Genomic DNA, 15,300 nt, shown 5'->3' on the forward strand with positions numbered 1-15,300 from the left:
AGAATATGGAATCTTCTTAAATCCAACGCGTATGGATTCACAAGGTGTATCAAGAGATGAAGCAGGATCTAGTGGATTGGTGCCTGTTACTAATAGGGTTGCAGCCATTCCAGAGTTTGTAGATGAGGATTGTGGAATACTTGTAGAAGCAGAGGATTATGTGGGATTGGCTAATGCAATAGAATTTCTATATAAAAATCCAAAAGAATTTTTAAGACTTTCTGAGAATGCTGCAAAAAGAGTAAGAAGACAAAGTAGTATAGAGCAAAGCATACAAAGAGAAATAGAGATATTCAATGGAAAATAAATCTTCAAATGGAGTTTTTAAATTTTTTCTTTATATCAACAATAAAGAAAAAAATTTTAAGCAATATCAATTTATTAAAAAATGCTTAATTTCAGTAATACGGATTCCATTTGGGATGGCGGGGATTCTTTCTATTAGACCTTTTGCTAGTAAAAAATACGCTAATGATTTATCGGTTAAAGCAATATTAGAGCTAAGTAACAAAAGCTTTTTTAAAGAGTTAGAATTTCTTATTATTGGAGATGGAGAATTATTTGAAGAAACACTTAAGCCTTTAAGAGCATTCCAAAATGTAACTATTCACAAAAAGTTTTTAAGACAAGAAGAAATCGCAAAACTCCATAAAGAATATGGAATCTTCTTAAATCCAACGCGTATGGATTCACAAGGTGTATCAAGAGATGAAGCAGGATCTAGTGGATTGGTGCCTGTTACTAATAGGGTTGCAGCCATTCCAGAGTTTGTAGATGAGGATTGTGGAATACTTGTAGAAGCAGAGGATTATGTGGGATTGGCTAATGCAATAGAATTTCTATATAAAAATCCAAAAGAGTTTTTAAAGCCAAAGGATAGAGAATGAATAATCTATGTAACAATAAAGAAAATCACAATCTAAAAGATATTAGCAACATATCCTATAAAGAAGCTAAAAACCCTAAAGATATGGAGCAAACTTACATTGCAACTTTGCAAACAAAAAGTATAGCTGTAATTGTCCCTGTTTATAATGTTGCCCCCTATTTAAAACAATGTATTGAAAGTATTTTAAGCCAAAGTCATACAAACTTTAGACTATTCTTATGTGATGATGAAAGTTCTGATGAGAGTCTTCAAATTGCCCTTGAATATGCCAAACAAGACTCTAGAGTTTTTGTTTTCTCACAAAAAAATGCAGGACAAGGCAGTGCTAGAAACATAGGTATTTTAACAGCTGGTGGAAGGCTTAACTTTCAAAACAAAGAAGAGTTTCAACAAAGTCTTGATGAAGAAAGCTTTGAAAATCTAAAAAGTGAGATAGAAGAATTTAAAAACTTTAAAAGTTATTTTTGTTATACCGACAAAAAACTTCTTAAAGCCTTTATATACCAAGAGGCGATAAAAGATTTTGAACGCATTTTAAACCCTAATACACAAACTCAAGAAACACCAAATTTTGATTATCTTTGCTTTATTGATTCTGATGATTTCATCAAGCCTAATACCTTTAAAAACTATCTTTATTATATTCAAGGAGTGGATTTTTTGTATTCGGGTTTTGAATATTTTTTTGATGGGGTGGAAAAAGATGAGAACTTAAAAACACACTTCCAAAATTATCGTATTACAAAAGAAGGTGTTATAAGTGATAAAGACTTTATTTTTATCAATATTTACACTGGCATACGAAGCTTTTGCTTCGTATATCAAGGAATGATAAATCATTCCTTGATATATAAAAACAAGCTTTTGTATCCCAGTGATATTTATGCAGAGGATTTACTATTTGGTGTCTTGCTTGTGGGGATTAGTTCTAGGATTTATGTTTTACAAAAAGCCTTTTATGTCTATAGGATTAGGACAAGTTCAAGCTGTGCTTACCAAAGTCAATATAAAGCTCCTCCTAGATTTAACAATATTTTAGAAAGTTTCAATGGAGATTGTAATTTATTAAAGGAATACTTAAGAGTTCAAAGCTCTATTGTAACAGCACAAAAAATACTAGCTTGGGCAAATAACTATAAAGACAGAGAAAAAGCTAACTCTATCAAAAGAGTCTTCGTTCCTACTTATTGCAAAAGAGCCAAAGTCATTCTTAACTTTTCTATTGATCCTTTAAATCTTAAAAAACAATTTTATGCGTTAAGACCTTATTTAAATATTACAGAAAAAACAGGAGCCATTAAGAGAGTAAAAAATCAACTAAGTTATAAAATAGGCTTAAAGCTTATGGATTATGCTAATAATCACATAGGAATAAAAACATTAATTTTAAAAATTGCCCTTATTGCTACCATCCATAAAATAAAGCTTGGTTTTTCAAAACTATATTTTATCGCTAATCCAAAACGAAAACCACCCGCTTTAGAAGATTATAAAGATTTTAAAGAAGCTTTTGAGCTAAAAAATCAGGAAGTTTATCAGCTAGGGTGTAAATTTCTCCAAATGAGATTCGCTCTTAGGGGATTCAAACATTTTTTATTAGAGTTAAGGAGATGAATTGGTTTTTAAAAAAAGCGATTTATTAGAATTAAACACAAATTTAAAAAAGTATAAAGAATGCTATATCGTTAAATTTGAAAAAAAATATGCTTTAGAATACATTAAAATTTACCTTGATGAGCAATATCTTTGGTGCAATCAACAAAATTTATTGATAAAAATCAAAAAGGGAGAAGAATTTGAACTTATAAAATCCATACCTATTTATAGTGAAGAGGTTTTATATATAGAGTTAAAAAGTGAATTTTATACACAAGAGCTACAAATATCTATGGAAGGAAATACTAAATGTAAGCTTAATGCCATCCGCGTTTTTAGTAGAAAATATCCGGGGTTGGTAGTAGCTTCAAGAGGAGATGGAATTGGAGCTAGATTACTACCCCTCCTAAATGCCTTAGTCCTCTCTAAATATACAGATTTTAAATTTGGTTATACTTGGTGGGATTGTGAATCCCTTTTTAGCTTCATTGAAAAAGTTGATGATAATAAAATAGCATCTCTACATACAGGAAAAGAAGAACAAATTTTTAGTAAAGATTTTATTAAACAATATTCTTATACTAAGACGCTTCCGATGGATAGAGGATATTTTAACAAAATTGCTTTAGAACAATTAAAAAAACTACCATTTGATAAAGATTGGGGTTGGTTTGTCTCCTATACTCTAACACATCAAGGAATATTTAAAGATGTTAAAAGTATAGGTCATCATTATAAAAAGGTATGGAATGAAATAGGCTTCACTAAAAGGATAAAAGGTATTATTAAGGATGCTTCAAGATTAAGTAAAGCATTAGGAGAGTTTATCATAATTCATATCCGAAGTGGAGATATTGTCTTTCACCCTAATATACAAACGCAACAAAATATGTATTGGAACAAGGCAATGCCTATAGAAATAGCCATAGAGCTTATAGAATCAAATCAAGATAAAATTATCGTTTTATGTAGTGATGATTTTAATGTTGTTAAAAGCTTGAAAAACTTTTATAAAAATATAAAAATTTATTGCATTGAGGACTTTAACACAACATTACAAAGTACGGAAAGAAATTTCTTTGAAATTTCTTTTATGTCTAATGCAAAAACTATCTATTCTGGAGATAGCTCATTTGCAAAAGTAGCAAGCTATATAGGCTTAGGAGATGAACCAAGCTTTTACTGGAAAATCTTTGATTATGAGAAATTATATGAGATAATGGCTAGACGCATTCACAAATTTAAAGCACATTTATTCCAAAAGACTTATTCAGCTTATTACACTTTTCAAGTCGCTAAGTTAGCTTATAAAAAAGATTACTTAGATTATCTCTATCTTGCTTTTTCTCTCCACCCAAATGTGCTCTATATTATTCAGCTTTTTATAAACTATTATGAATGTTCTCGCTTCAATGAGGCAGAACAATTTATAAAAGAAATAGAACTAGATGAAAGATTTTTTGAAAATTATTTTAAAAGTCTATACTTCAAAGAAAGTTACACAAAAATTCTTGAACTTACTAAAAAATTTCCCAACAATAAAGATTTCATAATACTAAGAGATAGGATCTTAAAACAGACTAGTGGTAATATCCCCCCCAAACCTCTAGGTGCCTCCTCCCGCATTAAATCTCATCTTTCTTATAAACTAGGACAAGCTTTGATTTTAAACTCTAAAAGCCTATGGGGATATATAAGAATGCCTTATGTATTATCTTATATCAAAGATAAACATAAACAAGAACAAAAAGAATATCAAGAAAAGATAAAAAAGAATCCTAGTTTAAAACTTCCTACCTTAGAATCTTATAGAGATTATAAAGATGCTTTAAAAATAAAAAATACACTTTCTTATCAATTAGGGGAAGCTTTTATTAAAGCTAAGAAACAAAATTTCTTTAAATTTCCTATTCCTTACTTAAAAGCTAATAATGTTAATTATAGTGGGGGGGGGGGCATTCTATGGTTTTATTTTGTTGAATCTAAAAGAATAGTAAGGGAGTGGAGAGGGAGGAGTAAGAAATAATACTTTATTCACTAATTAATAATTCGTCCAAGAAAAGGAGCTTTTATTTGTGTCTAAAGCACTTAGAATCTCCCTATCTTCTGCACTTAAAGAGAAATCAAAAACATTAAAATTTTCTATCATTCTTGTCTTTTTAGAAGTTTTTGGTATGACAGAGATTCCTTGTTTAATGAGGAATCGCAAAACCACTTGTGCGGGGGTTTTATCGTATTTTGAAGCAATACTTTTAAGTGTGGGATTTTCTAAGATTGAACCCCCGCCCATATTTTTTCCAGCCATATTTTTCCCTGCGATAAAGGGACTCCAAGACTGCAAGAGTGTGCCTTTAGCCTTCATTGCCTCTCTTAAGGGCTTTTGCTGCATTAGCAAATGCGTCTCGCATTGATTAATTGCAGGGATTATCTCACAAGTTTGTATAAATTCTTTATAAGCCTTTGTGCTAAAGTTTGAAATGCCAATACTCTTTAAGATTCCTTGCTTATAAAAACTCTCCATTGCTTTATACATTGTCTTTGATTGCGTGTAAGGCTCGTGGATAAGCAGAGAATCTATGTAATCAAGCCCTAAACTTTGGAGTGATTTTTCAATGGATTTTTTAGTAGAATCCTCGCTATTTGCACCCAAGAGCTTTGTTTGGATAAAAAACTCCTCGCGTTTAATGCCGGCTTTAATGGCATTGTTTATCGCTGCACCTAACTCGCTTTCATTATGATACATTTGTGCGCTATCAAAGAGTCGATAACCTACCTCTATGGCTTCGCACATCGCCTTTTGCCCCGCACTTCCTGTGAGTGTGTAAGTGCCAAGCCCAAGAAGTGGCATTTTAATGCTATTATTGAGAGTAAGAGTTTGCATTGTTGATCCTTTTTTAGAATTGCTTTATTTAGAGAAGCTTGTGTTAGGGGTAGTGCTTACACCCCAAATGTTGCTAATCCTGCGATACAGGTAGAGTTCTTTAAAAACTCTCTGCACTTTTTTCTTGTATTACTTCTCTTTAAAATGAAAAGTTGAAGTAAAATTATAAACCCTGATAGGAGTTGCTACAAATATATTTTACACTTTACAATGGCATTGTTTATCAAGAGTTTTGATTTTTTGCTCTATTTTACTTAGAATTTCTTGTGTTAGTTGCAGGTCTTTGATAATTAACTCTCTTTGGTCTTCAAGGATTTTTTTACGTTCTTGAAAAGTGCTTTTTTCTCCAAGAGAGACGAGGTGCATATAACGTTTAATGTTTGCTAAACTCATTCGCACAAAACGAAACCATTCAATCCATTTGAGCTTATCAATATCTTGATTGTCAAAAAGTCGGACACCATTTTTATTTGTTTCTAGTTCTGGGAAAAGCCCTTTTTTAAGCCAAAAGCGAATTCTAGTAGAGGGAATCCCAGTTTTGCGTTCTGCTTCAATGATTGTTCTTTTCATCTTTTGCCCTTTTATTAGACTTGTTTATGCGGTTGTTTTGCTTAGTGCTTGAAATGTGCTACACAATTTACTCCTGAATGTAAAAATTAGAGATTTTAAAGTATGCCCTGCAATATGGTGGTAAAATTTAATTCCCTAAAAGTTTTACCGCCATAAAGATAAGGTTGTTCTAAACTTAGTGCATTATGCAAGATATTGCTTGAAAAATACCTCGATTTTATCAAAAGGAATCTTTTGCAGATTGTCATACAAATCTGTATGCACTGCGTTAGGCACGATAAAAAGCTCTTTATTGTTGCCTTTTAGCTTCTTAAAGGCATCTTCACTAAAGTATCTGCTATGGGCATTTTCCCCGTGAATTATTAAAACTGCATTATCTATTTCATCGCTGTATGTGAGAATAGGCATATTAAGAAAGCTTAGAGAGGAGGTGAGATTCCATCCATTATTTGAATTGAGAGAACGTTTGTGATAACCGCGTGGGGTTTTGTAATACGCGTGATAATCTTTCATAAACTGCGGTGCGTCATTTGGCAAAGTTTCAGGCACACCACCAGCAAGTGCGTATTTGCCATTCTTATAATCCTCAATTCTTTGCTGTGCTAGAGTTTTGCGCTTTTGTATTCTTGCTTTTTTGCTGTTTTCTTCGTCAAAATAGCCATTGGCATTGACACGACTCATATCATACATTATAGAAACTAGAGTTGCTTTAATGCGTGGGTCATTTGCTGCTGCATTGAGTGCAAATCCACCCCAACCACAAACGCCGATAATGCCGATTTTATCTTTATCTACATTCTTTTGCGTGCTTAAGAAATCCACCGCTGCACTAAAATCCTCTGTGCTTATATCGGGTGAGGCGACATATCTTGCCGCACCTCCACTTTCCCCCGTGAAGCTTGGGTCAAAGGCTAGGGTGATGAATCCACGTTCTGCCAAAGTTTGTGCATAGAGTCCGCTTGGCTGCTCTTTTACTGCACCAAATGGACCACTAACTGCAATGGCAGGAAGTTTGCCTTTTGCATTTTTAGGCACATACATATCCGCTACAAGCGTGATTCCAAAGCGGTTATGAAAAGTAACCTTACTGTGAGTAACTTTATCACTTTTAGGAAAGGTTTTGTCCTAGTCTTTACCGGGTGCTGTTGGTAAGTCGTGTGCTTTAGTATCTTTTGCATTTACTAGGCTAAAAGCTCCGCCAAGTGCCACTATACCCGCACCGATACTCACACTTTTGAAGAGATTTCTGCGCGTTTTGTTAAGAGATTTATTTTGCATATTTGCTCCTTAAAATATTAAAGTAAGAATAACATTATAAAACCTGATACTTAGTATTTGTCAAGAGGGGGGAGGATAAAATTATTGTTTTTATAACAAAATATTTATATTGCCCTTAAGTGCGTTTTTAGTGTTTGCAAGATAAAATGTATTAAAAAGAGGATTAGAGAGAATGACTGCAAATACGATGTATTATGAGCTTAAACAAAATTACAGCATTACTGAACTTGCTAAAAAGCTCTATCTTCATACAGGCACATTAAAACGTTGGGAAGCTACACGAAAAATCCCCAATGAATACCTTTTTGATTTAAATTTTTTATTAGGTAACAAATACGAGCTTACTAAGGCAAATTATCGAAGCCATAATGAGTTTTTCACCAAAAAAGAAATAGCGAAATATTGTTTTAAAAGCTTTAGGAATTTTACAAAGCTACATAAGGTTTCAATGAAAAATTATACCTTTATCGAACCAAGTTGCGGGGATTGTAGCTTTTATGATTTAATGCCAAAAAATAAAAGAGTTGGCATTGATTTAGAATACAAAAATAATGAGATTTTATGCCAAAATTTTCTTTCTTTTTTACCACAAGAACAAAATAAAGACTTTCAAAAATATATTGTCTTGGGGAATCCTCCCTTTGGGCTTCGTGGTAATCTTGCTTTAAGGTTTATTAATCACGCAGGGTATTTTGCGGATTTTGTTGCTTTTATTTTGCCACCTTTATTTGATAGTGATGGTAAGGGTAGCCCTAAAAAAAGGGTGAGAAATTTTACTTTAGCTTTGAGTGAAAAATTACCTTTAAATAGTTTTATTTATCCAAATGGTAAGGAAGTTGAAGTTGCGACACTTTTCCAAATATGGGTCAATGATGCTTTGCTTCAAAATAAGTCTATCAACATTGAAATTCCCCAGGTGAAAACTTGTAAAGAGTTTATCAAAGTCTATTCTCTAAGTGATGGAGGCACAAGCTCTAGCACAAGAAATAAAAATATGTTATATAAATGTGATTTGTATCTTCCTAGCACTTGTTTTCACTCGCACACTAAGCCACAAATGAAGCTTTATTATGATTTTGAATCCCTTCCACACAGAAGAGGCTATGGTATTGTTATCCTTAAAGACAAGATGCAAGTAAAAAAAGCAATGGAGAGCATAAATTGGGAACACATAAGCTTTGTAGGCACAAATTCAAGCCTTAATCTTCGCACCTCCTTAATAGAGGAAGCACTCATCGCAAAGGGTTTTTATGATAAGGAGCTTGTTTAATGGATATTTTTAAGTTAGCTCAAAATGTCTTTGATGAGATAGAATCTGAAGTTAATCAGACAACCAAATGGAAAAGCGATTCTAAATATATAAGAATTAGACATTTACAAATTGATAAACGCGGTAGCTTTGGTGAGAGGCTTTTAAGGGATATTTTTAGTAAAGAAAGAAATATATCTTTAACCTATCAAGATGGAGACCAAGGTGATTGGGATATTAAGATCAATGAGATAAAAATTGAAGTAAAAACTTCAAGTCTTGATGTCAATAATAAGTTCCAAAATGAGCATATTAAAGATACTTCAGATTGTGATTATATTTGTTTTATAGGTATTGCTCCTAATGCGATTTTTATGAGACTTGAAAACATAAAAGAAATTGATTTTAGCAAACTTCATAATAGAGGACACAGAGGCACAGGAGCTGGATATAAATGTGATTTTAAATCCTCACAGATGCAAGAGGTCAAAACAAGGGAAGAAGTTGTATCACTTTTTTATAATAAAATGGGATTAGATAAGGATAGTATTAAGAAAATTTTGAAAAATAAATGATTTGCTATTTTTTATAATGCATTACAATAATATATTTTTCAAAAGAAATGTAACCTAAAAACTTAAAAGCCTTAGAGCAACAAAGCTATTCTAAATATAACTTTTAAGTTTTTATATAAATATTTTAAGGTAAGTTAATTTTTAGAATCTTATTTTCTCCCATTTTTGGAATCCACAAAGATTCTCCATCACTAAACATATCCGCTGGTCCTTTGATAAAGGGGAGATTTAAAGTGCTTTTCTTGCCTTTCTTATCAATCCTATAAATTACACCCTTGCCATTCTCACCCCAACTACTTACGAGCAAATCACCGTTTTTGGCAAAAGCTAAGCCATCATACGCGCCCTTTTGTGCAATGAGTGTTTTAATCCCTAAGCTTTGCATATCAATACTAAGCACTTCTCCACCTCTTGTGCTAGCAACATAAAGCTTAGTTTTATCTTTATCAAATAAAAGTCCATTTGGTCCGCCATATTTGTCTGTATCAAGCTTGATAAAAGTTTCATATTTTTTGTTTTTCACATTGACTTTGTGGATAATGCCTGTGCCTGTATCACTCATAAAAAGTGTGTTGTTGTCATAGGCGGCAATATCATTTAAAAACACAGAATCTACAATGGGTAGCGAAAAAACCTGTTTTTTGCTTAGAATATCAAAGCCTTTTAGAGTATCAATATCTACGACAAAAAGTGTATTGTCAAGTTGGGTCATACCCTTTGGTGCGTTTAAATTACTTAAAAAGTGCAATTCTATTATATTCCCCTGTGTATCAAGCTTAGAGATAAAGCCATCATTATCTTTTATTAGAGGGGCTAATTTCTCGCCGACATTGGCTACATAAACGCTATTTCCCTCTACCCAAATGCTTTCTGGTGAGGCAAAACCGCTTATTTCTTGTGCGTTTAACGCACTCAAACAAATGCCTAAAGCACAGACTGCTTTTGCTATTTTTTCTTTCATATTCAATCCTTTATAATAAAATTTAAAAACTGCATTGTAAGAAAAAATTACTTTTAGTTGTGTGAGTTTTTGGTGAAAAATATAAGTTTTTTGATTTTTGGTATTGTTTGGGAGTTTCTCCAAAAGCTTCTTTAAATCGTGTAACAAACCACGAAGTTGAGGCAAATCCACATTCTCTGCAAATTTCATTGATATTTTTTGTAAAACATCTGCATAAAAATTCTGCCTTTTTAGCCTATTGCTATCAAGCCACTTTTTGGGTGAGATTCCAAAGCATTGTTTAAATTCCCTTGAAAAACTCGCATTATCTTTATGCGCGAAGCCGCCTTCATTGACATTAAGAAATTCTAAGCCATTTTGCCTAAAAAGTGCATTTAAATGCAAATGCGAAGCAGAAAGAATGCTTTGCAAAAAACTTAAAAAATCGCGTGATTATTTAGCACAAAATACAAAAAAATCTCTTCAAATTTAAGCGTAATAAGAGGCTCACTGATATGCATATTTTCCTCAAAAGGAATATTACTCAAAGTATAAGCTCCAGCTTTAAAAAAAAGGCTTTCAAAGCGATGAATGCGAAAATCTCCTTGCTTGGTGTGCATCACTTTATGTTCCTTTTTGACAAAAATAAATGTGTGTCTCGTAAATTCTACCATTTGCTTAAAAGTAGAATCTTTTTGCCTAAATCGCGTAAGTGTGCAATAAGCAAAACGCTTATGTCGTGTATTGTTTAAGCATTGAATCTCAACGGGGAGTAATAGCATTTTTCCTCATCTTGTGTTAAGTAAGATTATAGAGCAATATATAATGAAGTGGAGGGTGGATAATTATTGGTAGAGCAAAGGGGTATTTGTGGGTTAAGATTCTTGTGGATTCTTGAAGTGTGAAAGTGAAATTTGTATAAAATCTTAAAAAGCAGGACTTTTAAGTAAATCTGCAGGATTTGTAAATCTTAGGTAAGATATGCAAACCATAGAGTAGATAAGGAAGTTTAAGTTAGACTAAAAATTAAAGTTTTTATAGTCGTTATTTTTATTCTTTGTTATGTGAATCGCAAGTTAATTAGCAATTTATCTTTATTTTAGTAAAGATTCTAGCTTGGGCTAGATTAGAAAATATTAGCATTATTGAGGGGAGGGGGTTATGATTATTTTAACTCTCTGCTCTAAAGTTTTTAATGTGAAATTACGAATAAAACTACATACCTTATACTTTTTGATACTTTTTGTAGAATTAATTGTTAGTATGCTTTAGCGTTCTTGGGTTTAATCCCACTTAAGTGGGATTAGCAAAATAAGGTTATTTTAGCTCTTTGGCTAAAAATCTCCCTGTATGACTTCCTGTTTTTTTAGCCCTTCTTGCGATTTTCTCTGGAGATCCACTATCTACGATATTGCCTCCATTGCTTCCCCCCTCTGGTCCTATATCGATGATAAAATCCGCATTTTTTATCATATCTAAATTATGTTCTATGACGATAACGCTATTGCCTAAATCTGTTAGGTGGTGCAAAACTTTTACAAGTCTATCTACATCGGCAAAATGCAATCCTGTGGTTGGTTCATCAAGGATATAGAGGGTTTTTCCGGTATCTTTGCGGCTAAGTTCTTTAGCAAGTTTGATCCTTTGGGCTTCCCCTCCACTAAGGGTGGTAGCGTTTTGTCCTAAAGTGATATAGCCTAATCCTACTTCTTTGAGTGTTTTAAGCTTTTGGTGAATTTTGGGGATTTTGTTAAAAAACTCATAGGCTTCATCAACACTCATTTCTAAGACTTGTGCGATATTTTTGCCTTTATATTCTACTTCAAGTGTTTGTGTGTTATAACGCGTCCCATTACACGAATCACATTTCACCATAATATCGGGTAAAAAGTGCATTTCAATTTTTATTTCTCCCTCACCTTGGCATTTTTCACATCTTCCGCCTTTAACATTAAAGCTAAAGCGACTAATATTGTAATTACGGATTTGTGCTTCTTTGGTTTGGGAGAAAATTTGTCGTATTTCATCCATAGCACCGGTGTATGTTACAGGATTAGATCGGGGGGTTCTACCAATGGGGCTTTGGTCTAGGTATATAACTTTATCAAGTTTTTCTAGTCCTTCAATCTCTACCCCATCCACTTTTTTTACCTTTTTGCTATTATTAAGGATTTCTTGGGCTACAGGCAAGAGTGTTTGCAGGATAAGGGAGCTTTTTCCGCTTCCGCTTACTCCGCTTATGCATACAAAGTTTTTAAGTGGTATTTGCACACTTAGATTATGGATATTATTGATATTGACATTTTTAATCTCAATCCATTCTTCTTGATTTCTCCTTACAAAATATTCTATTTTTTTCTTACCATTTAGGTATTGTGCGGTTTGTGTATCACTGCCTAAAAGTTGTGTGAGATTCCCGCTAAAAACTACTTCTCCTCCATATTTCCCCGCACCTGGTCCAATATCTACGATAAAATCTGCGTGTTCTATCGTCTCTTTGTCGTGTTCTACGACAATAACAGAGTTTCCCTTTTGTTGCAGGTTTCTTAAGGTTTTAATCAGCTTTAAAGTGTCCCTTTCGTGTAAGCCAATGCTTGGTTCATCAAGCACATACATAACACCGGTTAAACCGCTACCAATTTGACTAGCTATCCTTATCCTTTGTGATTCTCCGCCGCTAATACTACGTGCATCCCTCCCTAAGCTTAAATAACCTAAGCCTACATCATAAAGGAAGTAAAGCCTCTCGCAAATTTCTTTTAAAATAGGGGCAGCAATCATTGCTTGTTGGGTATTGAAATATGTAAAATTTTGTTGGTTTGCAAAGAAGCCATAACATTGATCAATGGGTAAATCTAAGAGTTCTCCTAGAGTTTTGTTTGCCACTTGCACAGAGAGGCTTTGGGGTAATAATCTATGCCCTTTGCATTCTTCACAAACTTTTTCACTCATATAATCATTTAAGTCTTTATTGTCTTTAAACATATCATAAGCAATGGCTATAATGCCACTCCAAGGACGTTTTAAATGGGAGCTTTTCCAAGTAAATTCTATTTCTTGGTTATTTCCATAAAGAATAGCTTTTTGTTCAAAGTCTTTTAAGTCCTCAAAAGCACTTTGTGGGTTGATTTTATTAGCTTTACAAAATCCTTTAAAAAGCTCATTGTAATAGCTTTTGTTAAATCCGTGTATGATTTTGATTCCCCCCTCACTTAGAGGCAAAGAAATATCAAGAATCTTTTTCGTATCAATGCTATACCTAATGCCTAAGCCATCGCATTTTTGGCAAGCACCTTTGGGGGAGTTAAAAGAAAAGCTAAGGGGTTCTAAAGGGTTAAAAGAGACCTTGCAATCAAAGCAGGCTAAATGTTCGCTAAAATGGATAAGCTCATTTTTACTTTCTTTTAAGAGTTCAATTTCTACTTCCCCATAGGATTCTTTGAGGGCTTTTTCAATGCTTTGTGCAATCCTATCTTTATTTTGGGGGTTAATAACAACTCTATCAATAACGATTTTTATGGTATGTTTTTTGGTTTTAGCTAAATGAATCTCTTCATCAAGACGGACTAAAACTCCATTAATTTGTGCTCTTATATAGCCCTTTTGACGCAGGGATTCAAGTTTGTCTGTAAAAGCCCCCTTTTTTTCACGGATAATGGGAGCTAGAATGAGGGCTTTAGAATCTTCGGGTAATTTTAAAACTTGCGTGATAATATCACTAGCACTCATTTGTGAAATAGGTTTTTTGCATAGGTGGCAATGTTGGATTCCTACCCTTGCATACAAAAGCCGTAAATAATCATAAATTTCTGTAATAGTCCCAACAGTGGAGCGGGGGTTTTTACTCGTAGTTTTTTGATCAATAGCAATAGCTGGAGTTAATCCCTCTATTTTATCGACATCTGGCTTACCGATTTTGTCTAAAAATTGTCTTGCATAGCTTGAGAGACTTTCTATATAACGTCTCTGTCCTTCTGCATAGAGGGTATCAAAAGCTAGAGTGCTTTTCCCGCTACCACTAAGTCCTGTTAAAACAACAAGCTTATTTTTAGGGATATTAAGATGAATGTTTTTGAGATTATTTTCTTTAGCATTGGTGATAATAATGTATTCAAGCGGTGTTGGATTTTGTTTAGGATTCACAGCAGTTTCCTTACTATATTAATAAATATTTTAGTTTCAAATTATAACGCTTTTTAACTTATGTTTATTTTTAGGGATTTTAAGGCGTAGAGTTTTTAAGTGGGTAAATTTATACGGGTTAATAGGTATTATTAATAAAATTTTTACTTTTTAAGTGTTTTAATAAATGTTTTTTGAAAAAATAAAAAATCCTCAAATAATTGAATTTAGGGATAAAATACAAAGTGTTGTATTAATTTAAAATTTGGTAGGGGTTTTATGTTTAAGAAGCTTTCTTTGAAAATGAAAATTATAGTGTTGTTTTTGGGGTATTGTCTTGCTTTAGTGGCTTTAATTGTTTCAGGATTGTGGAGTGAGAGGGAGGCAAGAATAAGTGTAGAAGAGAATATGAATACCATAATTCGTTCTGAAATAGAGTTAAAACTAAAATTAGCTACAGATATGTTAGCTAGCTCTTTAGGAATGTTAGTAAAAGGGCTTTCAGAAGAAAATCAGGTTATGCTGCTTAACCAAGCAATTTCTGAATTTCGTTTTGAAGATGATAAATCGGGGTATTTCTTTGCTTATAAAGATTATACTCCTATAGTGCATCCTGTGAGACCGGATTTAGTGGGTAAATCCCTTTATGATATTAAAGATGCAAATGGAGTTTTCTATGTTAGGGAGCTAAAAGATACTGGATTAAACCAAAGTAAAGAAGGGAGATTTGTTTATTATGTGTTTTCCAAACCTTTACCCGATGGCACTATAATAGATGCCAAAAAAGTCGCTTATGCACAAAAAATTGCTAATACGGATAATCTTTGGATTGGGACAGGTGTTTATATTGATAATGTAGAAAGTGAGGCAAAAATATATTCTAATATATTTGTAAGTGCTATAGCTAAGAATTTTTTATTGGCTGGTTTAATTGTATGTGGAATCTTTATTGTTTTTATCATACCGCTAGTTTGGAGTTTTTACTCGGATATCGTAAAAAGTGTTCGAATCTTGCAAGGAAATATTGTTTCTTTTTTTGAATATTTAAGTTATAAGACTGATAATGTTTCTTTAACACCCATTAATTCTAAGGATGAATTTAGTCAAATGGCGTTATTGATTAATAAAAATGTTAAAGATATTAAACTCGATATTGAAACAGATAAACAAACAATTTCGCAATTTCAAGATATTGTTAGT

At 32.8% G+C, this 15,300-nt stretch carries 12 protein-coding genes and 2 pseudogenes; 7 read left to right on the forward strand and 7 right to left on the reverse strand.

Annotated features, from left to right (window positions below):
* The 4 genes from LS72_RS07220 to LS72_RS11385 form a co-directional block, all read left to right on the forward strand.
* The coding region (locus LS72_RS07220; RefSeq protein ID WP_138155229.1) for a glycosyltransferase at positions 1-307 on the forward strand (307 nt) is incomplete at its 5' end.
* The gene (locus LS72_RS07225; RefSeq protein WP_138155230.1) at positions 297-887 is read left to right on the forward strand and encodes a glycosyltransferase family 4 protein; all 591 of its coding nucleotides are present in this window, start codon (positions 297-299) and stop codon (positions 885-887) included. The genes LS72_RS07220 and LS72_RS07225, both read left to right, overlap by 11 nt.
* Positions 884-2,503 carry a glycosyltransferase family 2 protein gene (locus LS72_RS07230; protein WP_034555107.1) on the forward strand — a complete coding sequence of 540 codons (1,620 nt, stop codon included), beginning with the start codon at positions 884-886 and terminating at the stop codon, positions 2,501-2,503. The genes LS72_RS07225 and LS72_RS07230 overlap by 4 nt, the downstream gene beginning before the upstream one ends.
* Before the next feature lies 1 nt (position 2,504).
* A complete protein-coding gene (locus tag LS72_RS11385; RefSeq protein WP_138155231.1) occupies positions 2,505-4,511 on the forward strand; it encodes a hypothetical protein in 2,007 nt (668 codons plus the stop codon).
* A gap of 15 nt (positions 4,512-4,526) precedes the next feature.
* Here the strand turns inward: LS72_RS11385 and LS72_RS07240 are convergent, their stop codons facing one another.
* The 4 genes and pseudogenes from LS72_RS07240 to LS72_RS11240 all read right to left on the reverse strand — a co-directional run bounded on the left by LS72_RS07240 (position 4,527) and on the right by LS72_RS11240 (position 7,214).
* The gene (locus LS72_RS07240) at positions 4,527-5,366 is read right to left on the reverse strand and encodes an aldo/keto reductase (protein ID WP_034554287.1); all 840 of its coding nucleotides are present in this window, start codon (positions 5,364-5,366) and stop codon (positions 4,527-4,529) included.
* A 198-nt stretch (positions 5,367-5,564) separates the two neighbouring features.
* Positions 5,565-5,936: a MerR family transcriptional regulator gene (locus tag LS72_RS07245; protein WP_052087312.1), complete on the reverse strand. Its 372-nt coding sequence runs from the start codon at positions 5,934-5,936 to the stop codon at positions 5,565-5,567.
* Positions 5,937-6,119: 183 nt separating this feature from the next.
* Positions 6,120-7,061: pseudogene (locus LS72_RS07250) on the reverse strand (alpha/beta hydrolase); the annotation flags it as partial.
* On the reverse strand, positions 7,062-7,214 hold the full coding sequence (locus tag LS72_RS11240; RefSeq protein WP_202978621.1) for a hypothetical protein: 153 nt from the start codon (positions 7,212-7,214) through the stop codon (positions 7,062-7,064).
* Positions 7,215-7,386: 172 nt separating this feature from the next.
* On the opposite strand from LS72_RS11240, the gene LS72_RS07255 reads away from it, so the two are divergent.
* Complete coding sequence (locus LS72_RS07255) at positions 7,387-8,484, forward strand: hypothetical protein (protein ID WP_034554289.1); 1,098 nt, start codon at positions 7,387-7,389, stop codon at positions 8,482-8,484.
* Positions 8,484-9,038 carry a hypothetical protein gene (locus tag LS72_RS07260; protein ID WP_034554290.1) on the forward strand — a complete coding sequence of 185 codons (555 nt, stop codon included), beginning with the start codon at positions 8,484-8,486 and terminating at the stop codon, positions 9,036-9,038. Before LS72_RS07255 ends, LS72_RS07260 begins: the two co-directional genes overlap by 1 nt.
* 124 nt (positions 9,039-9,162) lie before the next feature.
* Here LS72_RS07260 and LS72_RS07265 read toward each other — a convergent pair whose 3' ends face one another.
* The 3 genes from LS72_RS07265 to uvrA form a co-directional block, all read right to left on the reverse strand.
* Positions 9,163-9,999, reverse strand: a complete 837-nt coding sequence (locus LS72_RS07265; protein WP_034554292.1) for a YncE family protein — start codon at positions 9,997-9,999, stop codon at positions 9,163-9,165.
* Positions 10,000-10,415: 416 nt separating this feature from the next.
* The gene (locus LS72_RS07275; protein ID WP_052087313.1) at positions 10,416-10,760 is read right to left on the reverse strand and encodes a hypothetical protein; all 345 of its coding nucleotides are present in this window, start codon (positions 10,758-10,760) and stop codon (positions 10,416-10,418) included.
* Positions 10,761-11,295: 535 nt separating this feature from the next.
* A complete protein-coding gene (gene uvrA, locus LS72_RS07280; RefSeq protein WP_034554293.1) occupies positions 11,296-14,121 on the reverse strand; it encodes an excinuclease ABC subunit UvrA in 2,826 nt (941 codons plus the stop codon).
* Between the two features lie 282 nt (positions 14,122-14,403).
* On the opposite strand from uvrA, the pseudogene LS72_RS11705 reads away from it, so the two are divergent.
* Positions 14,404-14,973: pseudogene (locus tag LS72_RS11705) on the forward strand (cache domain-containing protein); the annotation flags it as partial.
* Positions 14,974-15,300: the final 327 nt, after the last annotated feature.

It is taken from the genome of Helicobacter apodemus (assembly GCF_000765745.2).
GTDB classification, from domain to species: Bacteria; Campylobacterota; Campylobacteria; order Campylobacterales; family Helicobacteraceae; genus Helicobacter_D; species Helicobacter_D apodemus.